Source organism: Pedobacter sp. ok626, assembly GCF_900100435.1.
Classification (GTDB): domain Bacteria; phylum Bacteroidota; class Bacteroidia; order Sphingobacteriales; family Sphingobacteriaceae; genus Pedobacter.
The window spans coordinates 208,358-226,873 of the sequence record NZ_FNEX01000013.1; the positions used below are offsets into that span (position 1 = coordinate 208,358).

Below are 18,516 nucleotides of genomic sequence, written 5' to 3' on the forward strand. Positions count from 1 at the left end.
CCGATCATGATTGATCGGCCTTAGTAAAAACGTTGGTATAATTACCAGCCAGGTGCAAAGGTTAAGCCAAATACACCTCCTGAGATATCTTTACGTTGGAAAGGGAAGGCATAGTAAGGTTCTAGTACAAAAGCCCCAAACATATTAACTCTAAGTGATATACCTACACTCATTGCAGGAACACGTTCATTCGTTTTCTGATAGATAGGATTTCCGTTAATGTCTGTTATGATGTTGCCATTAACCATCTTAGGTTCAATATTGTTTACAGGTTGACCTTTGAAAACAACTTTAGAGTCCTCATTCCATGCTAAACCGGCATCAAAGAAAACGTTTAGGTCGGTGAATAAGAATTTAGAAGGAATAGCTGCTAATTTTTTAGGGCCGGTAAATGGAAGTCTAAGTTCAAAATTGAACACAGCAATTTTATTTCCAGACAGCTGATTGATGTCAAAACCATTGCTGGTACCAGCGCTGTTGTTATAAAGGGATGTTGCTTCATATCCTCTGATTAAATATGGATATCCTATAAATAATGGATAAAGATTTTCTCCTTCTTTACCTATTCTAAAGTAGTTGTAGCTTCTTGCTGCAAGGGTAACTGGTTTCAAACGCCAGTATTTTCTTACATCAACAGTAACTGCAGAGAAGTTGTAATCGCCAAAATACTGTTCAGCGCCCACCCTATATCTAAAACCATCTAAAGGAGCGGCAATTCCATTGATGGAATTATCCCCTACAAAATTGGCATTTAACTGAAAGATATTGAAGCTTTTTAATTGCGCTCCAAATGGATTGGTCGCCGAGTCTACTGGAACTTTCGTTTTTTCTGAAGTGATATAATAGCCAATTTGGTCGTCAGTTAACCTTTCGTAATAGTTGCTAATTCGATCAACTCTATAGCTGTAACGAGAGAATGCACCTCCAGCCTCGAAACGGTGTACTTTATTGAAAGGGTAGGCGGCAAACAGTTGGGCTTGATCTTCGAAAGTCCTGATCAGGTCTGTTCTGTCATCAAACACCTTCATATCCTTTCCGTTCCTGTCTTTTATTGTAGTCTTGGCAATGTCGCGGTAACCAGTGATGTAAGGGATGTGTGATAAGGCAGCACCCCAGCTAATTCTTTTTTGTTGGTTGATATAGCCTACTAATCCACCGATATCATAAATCTCTCCGTTAACTGATAGATTGGCTATGATTTGATTTCGGCCTAAGATGTCGCTAAACATACCAACAATACCACCTTGTACGCCTGTACCGAATCTACTGGTAGAAACACCAACGCCACTATTGGCCAGATAATCTAACTTGAATTTAGGTGTATAAGGGATAAGTCGCATTGAGTCTGCAACTGTCCTTTCAAAACGTTCAAAGTTTTTTAGGTTCGAATTTACAATATCTACACCCGTGCTTTCCATTGGGGGTAGGACAGCGGCATCAAAATTCACAGCATTGGCATCCACTGGCTTTGCATGAAACGCACTTGCTGGTGAGTTGTAAAGTGTATAGCGTTGATAACGGTAATAGCTATATACGATCTCGTCATTTCTGGATACAGAAATGGCTGGCGAGAATTCGGTAATACCGCTAATTCCTGTAAAGTAGTCCGTAAGTTGTTTTATACTATTATCAGTCAGCGTATATTCGTAAAGATTTCTAAAGCCATCTCTATTCGATAAGAAGAATAATCTTTTACTATCACCTGAGAACTGTGCGTTGAGGTTGTTGGCGCCTGGGAATACAGGGATGTCGTTTAAGGATTTACTTTCTACGTCGTAAATGCTCAAGTTAATAGGATGAACAGCCGCATTGCCATTGCTTTTCATGGAGGCTCTGTCTGACGAGAATGCTATTTTCTTTCCGTCTTGTGAGTAAGCAGGGGCATAATCTGAATATACATCATTGGTGATTTGTGTAACCACCTTCGTTTTAAGATTATAAGAGAAGATGTCACTTTGTCCCTGGATCATTCCTGAGAAGGCAATGTCATCGCCATTTGGTGACCATGAAAGGTTTCCAAATTGGGCTACATCACCCATTTGTGCACGTAAAGCAACGCTTCCGTCCTTTATGTTGATGATCATCAGCTGGTTTTTGCCTTTACTGAAAATACTAAAAGCAAACTGCGTACCATCAGGCGACCATGTACCAGCCGATTCTAAGAAGTTGAAGTCGTCGATATGGGAGTTGGAAACCTGGCTACTTAATTTTCTAAGTACTTTTCCTGTTTTGGCATCAGCGAGAAACAGGTCGATACCAAAAAGATCTTTTTCTGATAAGAAGGCGAGGTATTTACCATCCGGACTGATAGATGGGGCAACGTTCATGTTACCTGCGTTTTTATTGTCAATGATTTTCGTACCAACGATTTTGATTTGAGAACTATCAGTTTTAAGCATTGGGCGGTAGTGCGCCTCAATTGCATTTTTCCATAAGCCTGAGAGCGCTCTGTCGTCGTAACCAAAAGTATATCTTAGCCCGTTTTCGTAGCCATATTTTGCTGTTGCTTTAAATAGTGGTACAATGGTACTGTCTCCATATACTGAACCAACAAAAGTCCAAAAGGCCTGACCATAGCGGTAAGGGAAGTATTTATTGGAGTTGGTTAAGTCTTTTAAAGAAGGAATATCCCTGTTTAATAGGGCATCGCGCATCCACATTGATGTGAAGGCATCTGTTTTACCTACTGATAAATACTCGGCCATACCCTCGATCATCCATAAAGGGATCTGGCTAATGTTTTCCAGATTTATAGAGTCTTTTTCTAGTAGGAGGTGATATTGGAAAGCGTGAACAAGCTCGTGTCCTAGTACGTGCCTAGTTTGGTTATTAAGCTCCATAACCGGCATGATTACTCTGTTTTTAAAAGCTTCTGTTACCCCACCAGTTCCGATACCGATTTCGCCCTGAAGTGCTGTAGTCTGCTGAAAGTCGGGATGGTTATTGTATAAGATGATTGGATTCTTTTTAAGAAAAGTATCCTTGAATATCTCCTGGTGCATTTTGTACCAGGTTTCTGCATCCTGAGCGAACTTTTCAATCAGTTTTTCATTCTTCAGGTAATAATAGATTTCGAAGTGAGGCGTTTGTAGAACTTTGAATTTCTCGTTGTTGTAACGTACCTTATTTTGTCCGAAATACTGAGCTTGAAGAGCGGCAGAAGATGTTGTAAGGATAAACAATATGGCAATTAATCTTCTGAGGAAAGTATAGCTTTTGTTCATAGTTCGTTATTTTTCTTTTTTTCTTTCTCTTCCTGACGTTGTTTTCTTCTTTGTTCCCTTTGTTCTTTTCTTGTTAGGGGAACTTCGGCAGCAGGTTGTTTGATGGGGTCGGTAGTTTTCTTTTCTTCTGTTTTTTGTATTACAGGTTCGGTTGTAACGGGCTGTGTTTCCTGAGTAGGGACTACCTCAAAATCTGTAGAATCTACAGCCAGACTGTCGTTTTCAGTAGTGTCTCTCTCATATCTAGGCGTAGGGCAGTCGATCTCCCTTGTGATTTTTACTTTTGCTTTAGGGAAAGGGCCCATGGTATACCCTGTACTTGGATCTTTGTATACTTTTTCCATGAACTTACCAAAAATTGGGAGTGCTGTTCTGGATCCTTCACCAGTTTCTCCGTTTTTAAAGTGTGCTGTACGTTCATCACAACCTACCCAGATTCCAGTTACCAAATCCTTGGTAACGCCCATATACCAGGCATCTACGTAGTCACTTGATGTACCTGTTTTTCCGCCAATCTGGTTTCCTTTTTTCCAAAGATCCCATTCCCATAGGGCCTGAGAAGTTCCACCCGGTTCATCCATACCACCTCTAAGCATATATAACATTAACCAGGACATTTCCTCAGAAAGGGTTCTTTTTGTTTTAGCTACGAAATTCTCAATAACATTGTCATCTAGATCGGTTATCTTTTCTACAAGAATAGGATCGGTTTTTACACCATCGTTCAAGAAGGTACCATAAGCCTTAACCATTTCAAAGACGGTAACGTCATTGGGGCCTAAGCTAACAGATGGAACGGATTCTAAATGACTATCTATACCGCATTCATGTGCCCATTTTACTACATTATCCCAGCCAACTTTTTCAGTAATTTGCGCAGTAACGCTGTTTACTGAGCGGGCCATTGCATAACGGAGCGACATGTCATTGTAGCTAAAGCTATAGCTGGCATTTTTAGGCTCCCAGTATTCTGTTTTTCCTTTTTCCTGGTAGGCTATTTTTACAGGCTTGTCTGTGATTTTATCACATGGATTCATGCCGCTTTCTAATGCTGCCAGGTAGGCAAAAGGTTTAAATATAGAGCCTGCTTGTCTTTTCGATTGATTTACGTGGTCGTACTTAAAATATTTATGGTCAAGACCACCCACCCAAACTTTAATTTTTCCATTAAAAGGGTCAAGGGTCATCATTCCTACGTTCAGGATTTTTCCGTAGTAACGGATGGAGTCCATCGTTGAAAACAAGGTATCACGGTCGCCTTTCCAGGTAAAGATTTTCATCTTTTTCTTTTTGTTGAAATAAGCCGTTACAGAATCAGGATTATTTGGGAACTTCTTTTCCAGTATTTTATAGATGGGCAGGTTACGCATAGCACGATCTGGGTAATCTACTTTTTTTCCTTCCGAATCTTCCCATGGATCTTCATTGCCCCAAACGCTATAAAACCTTCTTTGAAGGGTTTTCATCTGTTCGTTCACTGCCTCTTCGGCGTATTGCTGTAGTTTCGAGTCGATGGTTGTGTAGATTTTTAAGCCATCTTCATAAAGGTTGTAGCCATTGTCTTTACACCATTTTTCAAGGTATTTATCTACAGCAGCTCTTAAATAAGAATCACCATCGCTACCTTCATCTATTCGTCCTTCTTTAAGTTTTATTGGGGTGTTTTTATAGGTGTTTAGTTCGGCAGTAGATATGTAATTATATTTATTCATCTGTGCCAAGGCAACATTACGACGTTCTAATGCTTTTTGAGGGTTTCTGATTGGGTTGTAGGTAGTCGTACCTTTTAACATTCCTACCAATAAAGCCGATTCAGGTACATCCAATTGGTTGGCTTCTTTATCGAAATAAATACGAGCAGCTGTTTTAATACCGTATGCATTATTACCGAAGGAAACGGTGTTTAAATACATGGTAATGATGTCGTTTTTAGAATAATTGGATTCTAATTTTACCGCCGTTAGCCATTCTTTTAGTTTTGCTATAATGGTGCGGAGTACTGGGATGTGACTTAAAAAGCCTTGGGATTTATTGTATCTGGTTTGATATAGATTTTTTGCCAGCTGTTGTGTAATGGTACTTGCTCCACGTTTGTCGCCCGTTGCCGTAGAGAGTCCGCTGGAAAGTAGAGAACGGAAATCGATACCCATATGGCTATAGAAACGAACATCTTCTGTTGCAATAAGTGCATTAATTACGCTGGGTGATATTTCTTTGAAATTTACTGGTGTCCGATTCTCTTTGTAATAACGACCGATTAATTTCCCATCTGAGGTGTATAATTCTGAGCCTACGCGTAGGGTTGGAGTCTTGATGTCTTCGTAAGATGGCGAGTAGCCAAATAGCCATAAGAAGTTGAGCTGCAGTGCACAAAAAAAGATGATGATACAAAAAAGGAATATGCTTGAATAACGGAGATACTTATTGCTAATTTCTTTAAACATGGAAGTAAAGATCAAAAAATCGTAAAACAGTTTGTGTTAAATAGTGTTAAAAAGTAAGGATGCAAATTAACGTAATTATTTGATCTTTTCCCGTCTATCTGCCACCTGTAATGTAATGCTCTAAGTTTCCGATGATAAATTTCTGTTCATCGATGATGTATTTAACAATGTCACCAATAGAAACGATGCCGGTTAGTTTATCGTCGTCTATTACTGGCAGATGCCTGGTAAATTTGTTCGTCATTAACCACATACATTCTTCTATCGTTGTGTTAGAAGATACCAGGACAGGGTTTTTAGACATAATTTCCCTGACTTGAGTGTCTTTAGATGATTTTCCTTTGAGAATAACCTTTCGGGCATAATCTCTTTCCGTCATCATTCCGACGAATTTTTCTTGTTCCATTACTAACAGGGCCCCGACGTTTTTTTCAAACATGACCTGGAGGGCCTCAAAAACAGTAGTGTCTGGGCTTACAAAAATAACGGGGTTAGTTTTTCCTTGTAAGACATTTCTAACTTTACCCATAATTGAACTCCTTTCTGTTTACGGATTTATCTCGAAATCCGCTATCTTGTTATTATATTACGGTTTAAACAATTGAATCAAAGATTTGTTAGACTGTAAGTATCATTATTTATGTGAAGTTATATGATGAAAAAAGAGATAGAAAACTATCTGGTTAGTCCGGGAAAGAAGGTTTCACTCAACGATTATCCAACACAATATAAAGGGGCTCAGGATGAGGATCATGCAGCGTTTGAGCTGGCTGAGCTCAAGGAACAATTAGATGAACTTCAGGAAAGATTGTATGCTGCTGATTCACATTCTGTTCTGATTATGTTTCAGGCGATGGATGCAGCGGGGAAGGATGGTGCAATAGAGCATGTTATGTCGGGCTTAAACCCTCAGGGTTGCCAGGTCTTTACCTTTAAAACTCCGACATCGGAAGAGTATGATCATGATTTTTTATGGCGTCATTATAAAGCTTTGCCGGAAAAGGGCCGGATAGGCATTCATAATCGATCTCATTATGAAAATGTATTGGTTTGCAAAGTTCATCCCGAATATGTGTTGAATGAAAAGATTCCTGGCTATAATAGCATTAAAAAAATTGATAAGAATTTTTGGGAGCGGCGATATGAAAGTATTCGAAATTTCGAAAAGCATGTTAGTGAAAATGGAACTGTCATTGTGAAAATTTTTCTTCATGTTTCTAAAGAGGAGCAGCGACAACGTTTTCTAGATAGAATTGATGATCCGTCTAAGAATTGGAAGTTTTCTTCTGGGGATATTGCAGAGCGAGCCTTATGGAAAGATTATATGAAGGCTTATGAAGAAGCACTAACAGAAACTTCAACAAAAGGGGCACCATGGTACATTATACCCGCCGATAAGAAATGGTATGCCAGGTTAGCTATAAGTAAGATTTTAGTAGATACCTTTAAAGATTTAGATCTCAAATACCCTGTGTTGCCTGAATCTGAGATGAGTAAATTAGGTGAAATTAAGCAGCAGTTGCTCAACGAAAAGTAGATTCTTCTTATAGATTCTACCTATTTTTTGTGTTTTCTTTCCAGTTCGTAATTGTATATCAGTTTTCCGATGTTCTTCATAAAGGGATAGCATACTGTCGTATACTCATATTTGCCGTCGTTATAAATTCCATCTTCATTAGATTGGATTACTGCTGTTAAAAAGAACTCTATTTTATGGTTACTGTCTTTGAAGTAGGCATTGTCGATGATAAAGCCATAAGAGTCGCCATATTTATTAAATATTTTCAAATCTGGATTCACTACTGCATCTTTTTCACGACCATAGTACAGCATTTTTGCATAAGCTGGCCAAAATTCCTTTGGATCATACGCTGGATAATCGCTTTCTGTTGGCAGTTTGCTCATATAAGTGTAAATGAGCTGGTAATCCGCAGGTGTTAAGTTAAAACGTTCTTTAGTTGGAAATGCTTCGGGATGGATTAACTTTTTCATCATCGCTTGTTGATCTGAGATGCTGAAAGCATTCTTATTGGAGAGGTCAAATGGCTTGTTCACTATTTTTTCGGCACTGTCAATGTACCCAACGCCCATAACTGTATTGGATAATTTTAATGGATATTCTTTGGGATCGTATTGTGGTGCTTGGGTATATATTAATTGCTCGCCATTATAAAATCGGATTGGATTGGTATGTTTTGCAGGTTCACCCGAATCGCCTATTGCTAATCTATTCAATATCCGGCTGTCGTGGTAGCCATATTTTTTTAGCTTACTATTGATCTCTGCCCGACCGATAAATTCGAATAAGCGATTAAAAGCATCATTGTCGCTGGTTAACAATATTTTTTTTATGTATTGTTCTACAGATGGTAGCCCATTTTTTGCGGTTGTATCAACCAAGACCTTAGTTTGGCTAGATCTTGCACTATCGGTGATCATGGTACTGCTAGCGCTAAGTCCTTTTACTTTTAGCTCGTTTATTTTCTCCAGGGCAAAGATTACAGCGGCAAGCTTTACTGTACTTGCAGGATAAAAATAGCGGTGGTTGTTTAAATTGTAGCTGTAGGATTTAAAGCTGATTTTGTTTTTTGAGTCTCTGTTTACTTGTGTATATAGGACTTGTATTTGATTTTTTTGTGGATGATTTAAAACGCCAGAAAATAGCTCAGCGTGTTGATTCATAAGTTTTTCGATCAGTACGGTATCGGTTTTTTGCGCTGAAGAATGGAGGCTGATCATGAGGAATAAAGCGAAAATTGTCTTGTTCATTGCCGTATGTTAATACTGATAAATATAAGTAATAAAAAATATAGGTTTTGCTGGTGGATGGATAATTGATTACATTCGCCTCGCTTTTGGTTCCGGATAGTACAATCTATCTGGATTAAAAGGGAATACGGTGTAATTCCGTAACTGTCCCGCAGCTGTAAGCTCTATAACGGTGTTCAAATCGAAGCCACTTTTCAGATTCTGTCAAAAGAACGATGATTGGGAAGGCAGGATATCCGGGAGTAAGTCAGAAGACCTGCCATAAGTAATAATATTTCATAGCTTTCGGGGACTGAAGCTAGGAGTGAGTGCTTATTTATTGTATTTCATTTCCTTGATCTATCTGTTTGCTGTGGGTAAAAAAGCTCACAAACAAAAACAATATAAAATGAAAATTAATAATAAACTATTAATTGCAATGAGCGCTGGTATAATCCAGCTGGGTGTTATAGGAACTCTACGTGCTCAGGAAACTATCGACCTCAATAATGTAGTTATTTCAGCTACTAAAAATGACCAGAAGCAATCGCAGACGGGTAAGGTTGTTACCATTATAGGTAGGGATGTGTTGGACAGGAGTCAGGGTAAAAATCTGGTGGAGTTGTTAAATGAGCAGGCCGGACTTATAGTTGGAGGGGCAACTGCTAATGCAGGCTTAAACAAGAGCTTATTTATGAGGGGCGCCGGAAGTTCTTATGCCGTTGTATTGATCGATGGTATTTTGGTAGGTAACCCTGCTGGTTCAGGAAGCGCATTTGATCTCCGCATGTTCTCTATAGACCAGATTGATCATATTGAGATTTTAAAAGGTGGCCAGTCAACTATATATGGTTCTGATGCTGTAGCTGGTGTGATTAATATCGTAACCAAAAAAGGTAAGGATGCCGGAAATAGTGTGTATGGTGTAGCTAGTTATGGAACTTATAAAACGTATAAAGGTACTATTGGTATGAGTGCTAACGTGGATAAGTTCTCTTATAACATTGCTTATACTCAAGGTAAGACTGATGGTTTTTCGGAAGCTGCTGAACCTGCCGGTAACACGGTTCCATTTGAAAAAGATGGTAATAAAACGGGAGCGGTTAATGCAAATTTCTCTTTGCAGGCCACAGATAATTTTAGCATTAGCCCATTTCTACGTTATTTTTATGGTCATTATGATTTTGATGGGGGTGGATACAAAGATAATCTTACCAATAATTCTAAGATTAAGCATTTTAATGGAGGTATAAGTTCAAGGTATAATTTTGGAACTGGAAAACTAAACTTCAACTATAGCTATGAAACATCTTCAGTTGGCGCTATTACTTCAGGTACCTCAAGTCTTGGAGAGGGTAAGTTACATCTTGTTGATTTGTTTTACAATCAAAAACTAGGTAGTAATATTGATGTTTTAGTAGGCTTGGACAATAGGGCTACGAGTTCTAAAACCAATTCTGGACCAAGTGTGTCTACAAACTTATTTAGTACTTATGCATCGGTATTTGCACATGACTTGAGCATTTTTAATTTAGAAATTGGCGGACGTTACAATAAACATAAGCAATATGGCGAAAATTATACTTACAACATTACTCCATCCATTAACGTAGTAAAGCAAGTTAAGCTTTATGGTACCATTTCAACCGCGTTTAGAACACCTACGCTGGAGAATTTATTTGGACTGTATGGAGCTAATCTGGATCTTAAACCTGAGAATTCTAAAAACTATGAAGCGGGTGTTGACTTCAGCTTTGCTGAGCGTAAATATGCTTTGCGTGTTGCTGGTTTTAAAAGAGACTTAACCAATGCAATTGTATACGGAAATGTGGGATATATCAATCAGGCGCGCCAAAAGGTAAAAGGTTTTGAAGCGGAGCCTTCTGTGAAATTTGGTGCATTTAGTCTTAATGGATATTATGCTTATGTAGAGGGGAATGAGTATAATGTGGTTACCAATGAGGTTTCTGATTATCTAATCCGTAGACCAAAGCATATTTTTGGTATTAATGCAGGTGTTCAGGCTACTAAAAATCTTTTCCTAAGTTCTTTCTTTAAGTATAATGGTAAGCGTTCTGATGGTAACTTTAATGAATTTGTGATTGTAGATCTTCCGGCTTATAAATTGCTGAACTTCTATGGTGAGTATATTCTGGTTAAAAAACATGTGAAGCTATTTGCAGATTTCAAGAATGTTTTAGATGAAAAGTATACTGAGTTTTATGGTTACAACAGTATGGGCTTTAATGTGAATGCGGGTGTAAGCTTTACGATTAAATAAAATATACGTCCTTGACGTTTAGAATGTAGTGTAAAATCAGTAATTTAACCTGTTAATGAGATGGTTAAATTACTGATTTTAATTTCTTCCAATTTCCATCTTTACTATTGAACAAAATGTAATTTTGTTCAATACAGCGATCTCTGGTATCGCAACTAATTTTGTTTGGTTAAACTCAATAAAAAATGCGTTTTCCAACTAATTTTTGATACCTGTTTTTTGACAATAATGATCTTGGGATCTTTGTCAGAAATAGGTTTTATGAATCTAAAAAGATATCCATTTCAAGCAAAAAATGATTTTCGAGAGTATTACTTTAATAGTAATGGTCCTAAGGGAAAAATAAGAAAATCCGTTGTCTATTCAGTTCTTCAGGAAGATCCGTTGGTTTATAACCTGGCGTTTGGCGATGAGGATGCGAACACCGGAAAGATTATCGATAATGTAATTAGTAATAATGACGATAGAGACTTTGTACTCGCCACCGTCGCAAGTACTATTCATTCATTTTGTGATCGTTATGGGAATCAACTTGTGTATGTTACAGGTAGTTCGGCTTCAAGAACTAGGCTTTATCAAATTAATATTGCCCGGTTATATGATGAAATTAGTGCTGATTTTGACATCTATGGAGATACTGGAACTGAAATAGTCAGTTTTGAGCGAAATGTCAATTACCAAGGGTTTTTGGTTAGGCGTAAGTAAATTAGTAAATATTAAAAGGTAATTAAAAAGCATTATTATGGTTGCAGAGAAATACGTTAGGGAATTAGAACAAGGCTATCCGAAAGTTCTTGTTGCAGAAACGGGGAATAGTCATGCCAATGATCCGTATGTTTTAAAAAAGTTAGCTAGGGCAAAAGAGATGTTTAGTAAAGTTAAGCTGCCTGATCATTTGAAAAAATAATCTTGAAGGTAAAACCAGCATTGATTGTCGTGGGAATAATAGATTTTCATAGCTATTTGTTTGCTGGTAGTTTAATATTAAGTACCTTCGCAGCGCTTTTGGTTCCCGATAAGATTAACTTATCTGGATTAAAAGGGAATACGGTGTAATTCCGTAACTGTCCCGCAGCTGTAAGCTCTATAACGGTATTCAAATCGAAGCCACTTTTCTAAATCTTAAACGGTGAAGAATGGGAAGGCAGAATATCCGGGAGTAAGTCAGAAGACCTGCCATTCGCTTTTATGATTTCATAGCTTTCGGGGATTGAAGCTAGGAGTGAGTGCTTATTTATTGTATTTCATTTCCTTAATCTAACTGTTTGCTGTGGGTAATACTCACAACAAAATGATAAGAAACAAACATGCCTTTAGGGGTGTAAATTGTGCTTTATTGACTTTTATGGCCGTTTTTTGGTCCAACTTTTTTATGCCTGCAAATTTGCAGGCACAAACTGGTGTTGCCAAAGCCCTAAAGTCGGATTCGTTAAATAAAGTAAAACAGCTTAAAGAAGTTCAGATCAGCAGGGTAAAGATTACACGCAGGCAGACTTCTTCCACGCCCTTGCAGATTCTATCAGGAGCGGAGCTGGAGCGCTTAAACAGTTTGTCTGTTGCAGATGCAGTTCGCTTTTTCTCTGGTGTACAGCTAAAGGATTATGGGGGCATTGGAGGTTTAAAAACCATCAACGTAAGAAGTATGGGCACCAATCATACTGCTGTATTTTATGATGGTGTACAGTTAGGTAATGCACAAAATGGGCAGGTGGATCTCGGAAAGTTTTCATTAGATAACATCGAAGAAATAGAACTTTACAATGGCCAAAAGAGTACAATCTTTCAATCTGCTAAAGGTTTTGCTTCTGGGAGCTCCCTATATCTTAATGCAAAACAGCCTGTTTTTGAAAAGGGACAGTCTGATCATTTAACTGCGACACTTAAATCAGGTTCTTTCGGATTAATTAATCCTTCAGTGCGTTGGCAAAAGAAAGTAAACGATAAGGTTTATAGTTCAATAAGTGCAGAATATAAAAACGCAAATGGAAGATATAAATTCCATGATACCAATGGTACATACGATACAACGCTAGTTAGGAGAAATGGAGATATAGAGACCATGCGACTGGAGGGGGGATTATACGGTAAGCTGGCCGATAGTAGTGTATGGAGTGCTAAGGTTTATTTTTACAATGACGAGCAAGGCTTACCAGGAGCGATCGTTAATAATGTTTATGATTTCAGTCAGCGCCTATGGAACCGGAACTTTTTTGTTCAGGGTAACTACAAAAAAGAAGCGGGCAGGTATAATTTAATGGCATCTGTAAAATATGCAAATGATTATTCCAGATATCTGGATCCAAATATTGTTAAGGATGAAGGGCTAACCAATAATATTTACAAGCTGCAAGAGTTTTATGTAACCTTGTCTAATCGATATAAAATCAACTCCTTATGGGATGTTGTTTTATCTGGAGATTATCAGCACAATACTTTAGATGCCAATCTGTATCGTTTCCCATATCCAACAAGGCAAACTGTGCTTATGGCGTTGGCCACTGAAATTCATTTAAACCGATTAAATATTCAGGCCAATTTATTGGGAACCCTCGTAAATGACGAAGTAAAGCAATATTACTCAGCAGGTAATAAAAGCGAACTCAGCCCAACTGTAATGGCCTCCTGGCAGCCTTTTGGTTCAAAGGAATTTCGACTGCGCGCATTTTACAAGCACATATTCAGGATGCCTACTTTTAATGATCTGTATTATACGTTTATTGGTAGTACCTTTCTTAAGCCTGAATATACCAAGCAATATGATCTAGGTTTTACTTACATAAAGGTGTTTGAAAATAAATGGCTAAGTCAGATCAGTATACAGACTGATGCCTATTACAATAAGATAAAGGATAAGATTGTTGCAGTTCCAGGAGCAAACCTATTTAGATGGAGTATGCAGAATTTAGGCCTTGTAGAGATAAAAGGACTGGATGTAAATGCGCAATCTGTCTGGAAAATTACCGATGGCTTAAGTGCCAATGCAGGGCTTACTTATACTTATCAGCAAGCGCTTAATGTTACCAATGTAACGCTAAACTATAGAAATCAAATTCCTTACACACCTGTTCACAGCGGTTCTGTTATTGGGGGACTGGACTGGCGAAACATGGGTATGAATTACAGTTATATTTATACAGGTGAAAGGTACGATCAGAGCGCAAATATTGCTGCCAACTACGTACAGCCCTGGTATACGCATGATATTGCATTTCATTACCGTAAATCTATTGGCGATAAGAAGATCAAATTCTCTGCCGAAATAAATAACCTACTGGACCAGAATTACGCCGTGATTACCAATTTCCCTATGCCCGGCAGGTCATATCGTTTCACTCTATCTTATTCCTATTAATGATGAACAAAAGAAAACTCTATTTTTTATCCTCTGCTCTGCTTTTTGTGCTAGTGCAAACAAGCTGTAGAAAGGATTTAGCCCCGGTAAAAGATGAAATAGAAGCAATCGTTCCGGACCCTTCAAGTCTGGTAAAAGGCTTTTACCTGCTCAACGAAGGAAACATGAATATGAACAAGGCTTCATTGGATTACCTTGATATTCATCAGGGGCTTTATAAAAAAAATATTTATGGCAAAGCCAATCCTGAAGTGGTAAAAGGATTGGGGGATGTTGGGAATGATATCTCTGTATATGGTTCTAAATTATATGTAGTAGTTAATGTGTCCAATAAGGTAGAGGTGTTGGATGTTAAAACAGGTAAAAAAATTAAGCAGATTGATGTGCTTAATTGCCGTTATGTCAGTTTCAGTAAAGGTAAGGCTTATGTAAGTGCTTATTTAGGTGAAGTTGGCGATCCTAAAGCGCCACAGGGAGTAGTGGTATGTATCGATACGACTACATTGAATGAGGTAAAAAGGGTAGAAGTTGGCCGGCAACCGGAAGAAATGGCTATAGTTGGCGAAAAACTATATGTTGCGAACTCCGGTGGTTACAGTCCCCCAAACTATGAAAGAACAGTTTCGGTAATAGATCTGAATACCTTTCAAGTCGTTAAAAATATTGATGTGGCTATTAATCTACATCGCCTTAAGGCAGATCAGTATGGAGATTTATATGTGACTTCTAGAGGGGATTACTACGATACTCCTTCCAAACTTTTTGTGATTGATACCAAAACTGAAACTGTTAAGAAGACCTTTGATATTGGCGTGAGTAATTTGGCTATAGATGGTGATCGGGCATATTTCTATAGCACCGAATTTAGTTACCTAACTGGTGAGAATAAGATTAGTTATGGTATTCTGAATGTAAAGGATGAGGTGCTAACGAATCAAAAGTTTATAACTGATGGGACAGATAAAAATATCATGATTCCGTATGGAATTGCTATTAACCCGATTAGCAAGGATGTATATGTAACCGATGCCAAGGACTACGTTTCGCCAGGTAGGTTGTATTGTTTTGACAAAAATACCGGAAAAAGGAGGTGGTCTGTCGAAACTGGAGATATTCCTGCTCATATCGCATTTGTTTACAAATAAGATCACCTGTTGCCATCATGGGACTCGAAATACAATTGTCATCCCCTGAATCAATTAAATCATTAACCAATAAATAAATAAATAAAACAAATGAAAATTAAAAATTATCTTCTCCTGGCATGTTTATTCATTAGCCTGCTATCAGCCTGTAAAAAAGACGAGGCTATACCGGCTCTATCCATTCAGATGGGTGTTGCTGATAAAGAGATTACTGGTAAGTTAAGTGAAATGCTATCCTTTTCTGCGAGTAGCACAAATGACGTTGTTTACCAACAGGAATGGAAGTTAGATGGCGAAGTAAAAAGCACTGGAGGCGTGTATGAATTTACGCCTTTAAAATCTGGCATTTACCTGATCGAATACACTGCTTTTAATAACTCGGATACATTTACTTTTTTATATACCATTAAAGTAGAGGCTCCAACTAAGCCTGTTACTCCTGAGAGCTCCATGTATGTAACTAAGTTATTCGAATACAATCCTGCACCTGGACAATTTATCAATAAAGCACCTGGAAATTTAGTAAGTGCTGAAGGTATCCTTGGAAAAAAAGGGATGGTTACATTAGGTGCATGGGGCGGTTATATCGTATTGGGATTTGATCATACTGTGTTGAATATCGATAAGGATGATATTGTTGTGTACGGTAATCCAATGGGAAACTTTGCTGAACCTGGAATTATATGGGTAATGCAGGATGAAAATAACAATGGAAAGCCTGATGATACATGGTATGAAGTGGCAGGAAGTGACTTTGGTAAAGCGGGCTATAAAAGAAATTACTCAGTTACCTATACCAGACCTACACCAGATACTGCTCCAATTCCATGGAAAGATAGCGATGGTAATACAGGTTTTGTCGCTACAAACACTTTTCACAAACAGAGTTATTTTCCACTATGGGTAACTGGAAGTGAATATACATTAACGGGTTCTATATTGCCATCTACGGGTATTGATATGACTAACCCTAGCTACATCACAAGTGCTCCATTTGCATGGGGATATGCTGATAATACTGTTGGTGGAGATAAGATTGATATCAGCAATGCTGTAGATAAGAATGGTAAAAAAGTATCATTGGCAGGTGTCGATTTTATTAAAATTCAGACAGGTATACAAGCTAATATGGGCTGGTTAGGCGAGCTGTCGACAGAAGTACTCGGTGTTGCTGATATGAGTTTAGTAAAGTAATCGCTTTCTTATCAAAATAAAGCGCTCTTAAAACACAAATCAAAAATTACTTAACAAATAAATGAATACTAGAAAATTAAAAAATGCAGGACTTGCATTATTGATTACAAGTGCTTTAGCCTCGTGTAAAAAAGATAACAATGTTAAAGACGAGTTACCAGTAGCCGGTAAATATGAAAATGGTTTTTTTGTAATCAATGAAGGCTGGTTTGGCCACGGTACAGGGTCGGTAAGTTTCTTTGATAATGTATCGGGGACATTAAAGGACAGTGTATTTCAGAAAGAGAACCCAACTAGTCAGGGTTTTGCGCCAACAAGTTCGACTGTGCAGTTTGCTGCTGAGTTTAACCATAATTTATATGTGGTAAGCAAGGCTAGAGGATCGGTTGTAATTGCCGATGCAAAAACGCTTAAAGAGGTTGGCCGTATTGCGGGCTCAACTGATTACGATTGGCGTGCTTTTGTTGGTTTAGACGAAAACAGAGGCTTGTTGAGTGCTAGTGATGGTGTTTATATGATTAATCTTAAAACTTATAAGCCTTCATTTAAATTACTGGGTGCTACCGGGCAGACCGGAGATATGCTAAAAGCTGGTAAATACATCTATGTGCTTAATCAATCGGCTGGTGCTATTATTTACAATGCGGAAGACCTTACTGTGGTTAAGAAGATAGCTGGAGTTACTTTAGGCTTTGCGCAAACACTTAACCAAAAAGTATGGTATACCAAAGCAAAATTCTTATATAGCTCCAATCCACAAACATTAGAAACGGATAGTGTTGAATTGCCATTTACTCCTGCAACGACATGGTTTACCTGGTTCTCTTCACCAATTATAGCCTCTACTAAGGACAATACCGTGTTTTTATTGAAATCATCGAGCTTTGGTGGAGGTAAAGAGTTGTATAAATATACTGAAGGCAACAAATCAACCTTAGATAAGCCATTTATTACGACCCCTGATAAGCAGTCGTTTTATAGAAAGAACTTAGGTTATAATCCGCAAACCAATCAAATTGTAACGACTACGGTGCAGGATGGTTATGGTGCAAATTATGAGGTTAACAATATCTATTTTCATGATGCAGCGACAGGGCAATTGATTAAACAGATCCCTTACAGCGGTTATTATTTCCCGGCAATGTTTGTATTCCATGAAAATTCCATATAAATAATATAACTTTGTGTTATAAATTATAATGAACATGTCTGGATCTAGATTTAATCCGAGTGCAGTAATTCTATTATCGATAGTTGTACTTGTTAGCATTTTCCGCGTAGCGGCACCTTATTCTGATAATTTTAAAGATATTGCCAATTTTTCGGCGGTAGGAGCTATTGCCTTGTTTGGTGGTGCATACTTTAATAGTTCTGCCAAGGCATTTGGTTTTCCTTTATTAGTATTATTGATCAGTGATATTTTTATAGCTCAAACATCTGGGTTTGGTTTCTTTTACCCGGGATGGTACTTGACATATATCGCTTTTATCGCGATGGTTTTTGCTAGTAAGCAATTGCTTAACAAGATAAATGTTCAAAATTTAGTATTGTCAACAATTGTGGTAGTCCTGATTCACTGGATTGTTTCTGATATTAGTGCAATGTATGTTCCTGGATTGTATCCATCTACATTGGCTGGTTTTGGGGCTTGTTTAGTAGCAGCAATTCCTTTCGAATTGAAGTTCTTATATGGTACATTGGTTTATGGAACAGTAATGTTTGGTATAATGGCAATGTATCCTAGCTTAAGCTTTAAAAAGAGCGTAAACGCTTAAAATTGATATAACACATTTGAATTTGCTTAAGTAGCCGTCTCATAAGTCAATTATGAGACGGTTTTTTTATTGTGTTATTTTTTGAGTTATTAGCTACTTTTTTCAGATCAAAGCTACAAGTTTTGGTTGAACGTTGATTTGTGTATGCATCTATGTTCCCCGGTGTACTTTAGCATTAAACAACGATACAAAAAGCTTTACGCTTTCCATTTTTTTAAGTTGTGAGCGATGGAAAGCAACCCGACTTCTACTTCAGCCTTGCTTATCCCTTTCAATAAAAACCGTTTGAAGCCACGATTAGCTTTGATATGTGCAAATACGGGTTCTACATCGACGGGGCGTTGTTTACGATA

At 37.9% G+C, this 18,516-nt stretch carries 14 protein-coding genes and 2 riboswitches; of the genes, 9 read left to right on the forward strand and 5 right to left on the reverse strand.

The genetic code is table 11. The features are described from left to right. Window positions 1–41: 41 nt before the first annotated feature. The 3 genes from BLS35_RS18335 to BLS35_RS18345 form a co-directional block, all read right to left on the reverse strand. Complete coding sequence (locus BLS35_RS18335) at window positions 42–3,224, reverse strand: peptidase MA family metallohydrolase (RefSeq protein WP_090783802.1); 3,183 nt, start codon at window positions 3,222–3,224, stop codon at window positions 42–44. Then, window positions 3,221–5,668 carry a penicillin-binding protein 1A gene (locus BLS35_RS18340; RefSeq protein ID WP_090783805.1) on the reverse strand — a complete coding sequence of 816 codons (2,448 nt, stop codon included), beginning with the start codon at window positions 5,666–5,668 and terminating at the stop codon, window positions 3,221–3,223. The genes BLS35_RS18335 and BLS35_RS18340 overlap by 4 nt, the downstream gene beginning before the upstream one ends. A gap of 94 nt (window positions 5,669–5,762) precedes the next feature. Beyond that, window positions 5,763–6,197 (reverse strand): CBS domain-containing protein, encoded by a 435-nt coding sequence (locus BLS35_RS18345; protein WP_090783807.1) that lies wholly within the window; start codon window positions 6,195–6,197, stop codon window positions 5,763–5,765. A 123-nt stretch (window positions 6,198–6,320) separates the two neighbouring features. On the opposite strand from BLS35_RS18345, the gene BLS35_RS18350 reads away from it, so the two are divergent. After that, the gene (locus tag BLS35_RS18350; RefSeq protein ID WP_254778962.1) at window positions 6,321–7,205 is read left to right on the forward strand and encodes a polyphosphate kinase 2 family protein; all 885 of its coding nucleotides are present in this window, start codon (window positions 6,321–6,323) and stop codon (window positions 7,203–7,205) included. 20 nt (window positions 7,206–7,225) lie between these two features. Here BLS35_RS18350 and BLS35_RS18355 read toward each other — a convergent pair whose 3' ends face one another. Beyond that, window positions 7,226–8,437: a serine hydrolase gene (locus BLS35_RS18355; RefSeq protein WP_090783809.1), complete on the reverse strand. Its 1,212-nt coding sequence runs from the start codon at window positions 8,435–8,437 to the stop codon at window positions 7,226–7,228. Window positions 8,438–8,507: 70 nt separating this feature from the next. Continuing rightward, window positions 8,508–8,716, forward strand: a riboswitch (cobalamin riboswitch). Window positions 8,717–8,825: 109 nt separating this feature from the next. On the opposite strand from BLS35_RS18355, the gene BLS35_RS18360 reads away from it, so the two are divergent. From BLS35_RS18360 to BLS35_RS18390, 8 genes are all read left to right on the forward strand, one after another. Further along, window positions 8,826–10,697 (forward strand): TonB-dependent receptor plug domain-containing protein, encoded by a 1,872-nt coding sequence (locus BLS35_RS18360; RefSeq protein WP_132226094.1) that lies wholly within the window; start codon window positions 8,826–8,828, stop codon window positions 10,695–10,697. 261 nt (window positions 10,698–10,958) lie between these two features. Further along, window positions 10,959–11,402, forward strand: a complete 444-nt coding sequence (locus BLS35_RS18365; RefSeq protein ID WP_090783842.1) for a DUF6934 family protein — start codon at window positions 10,959–10,961, stop codon at window positions 11,400–11,402. A 37-nt stretch (window positions 11,403–11,439) separates the two neighbouring features. Then, window positions 11,440–11,604, forward strand: coding sequence for a hypothetical protein (locus BLS35_RS27880; RefSeq protein ID WP_165973449.1), 165 nt, complete (start codon window positions 11,440–11,442; stop codon window positions 11,602–11,604). An 82-nt stretch (window positions 11,605–11,686) separates the two neighbouring features. Continuing rightward, a riboswitch (cobalamin riboswitch) is annotated at window positions 11,687–11,893 on the forward strand. A 95-nt stretch (window positions 11,894–11,988) separates the two neighbouring features. After that, window positions 11,989–14,049, forward strand: coding sequence for a TonB-dependent receptor plug domain-containing protein (locus tag BLS35_RS18370; RefSeq protein ID WP_090783813.1), 2,061 nt, complete (start codon window positions 11,989–11,991; stop codon window positions 14,047–14,049). Further along, window positions 14,049–15,194 carry a YncE family protein gene (locus BLS35_RS18375; protein ID WP_371328254.1) on the forward strand — a complete coding sequence of 382 codons (1,146 nt, stop codon included), beginning with the start codon at window positions 14,049–14,051 and terminating at the stop codon, window positions 15,192–15,194. Before BLS35_RS18370 ends, BLS35_RS18375 begins: the two co-directional genes overlap by 1 nt. 90 nt (window positions 15,195–15,284) lie before the next feature. Further along, window positions 15,285–16,388 (forward strand): cell surface protein, encoded by a 1,104-nt coding sequence (locus BLS35_RS18380; RefSeq protein WP_090783817.1) that lies wholly within the window; start codon window positions 15,285–15,287, stop codon window positions 16,386–16,388. A gap of 61 nt (window positions 16,389–16,449) precedes the next feature. After that, complete coding sequence (locus BLS35_RS18385) at window positions 16,450–17,559, forward strand: DUF5074 domain-containing protein (protein WP_090783820.1); 1,110 nt, start codon at window positions 16,450–16,452, stop codon at window positions 17,557–17,559. A gap of 34 nt (window positions 17,560–17,593) precedes the next feature. Next, the gene (locus tag BLS35_RS18390) at window positions 17,594–18,163 is read left to right on the forward strand and encodes a DUF6580 family putative transport protein (RefSeq protein ID WP_254778964.1); all 570 of its coding nucleotides are present in this window, start codon (window positions 17,594–17,596) and stop codon (window positions 18,161–18,163) included. A 197-nt stretch (window positions 18,164–18,360) separates the two neighbouring features. On the opposite strand, the gene BLS35_RS18395 is transcribed toward BLS35_RS18390, so the two are convergent. Beyond that, a partial coding sequence (locus tag BLS35_RS18395) for a transposase (RefSeq protein ID WP_175459569.1) occupies window positions 18,361–18,516 on the reverse strand: 156 nt, incomplete at its 5' end.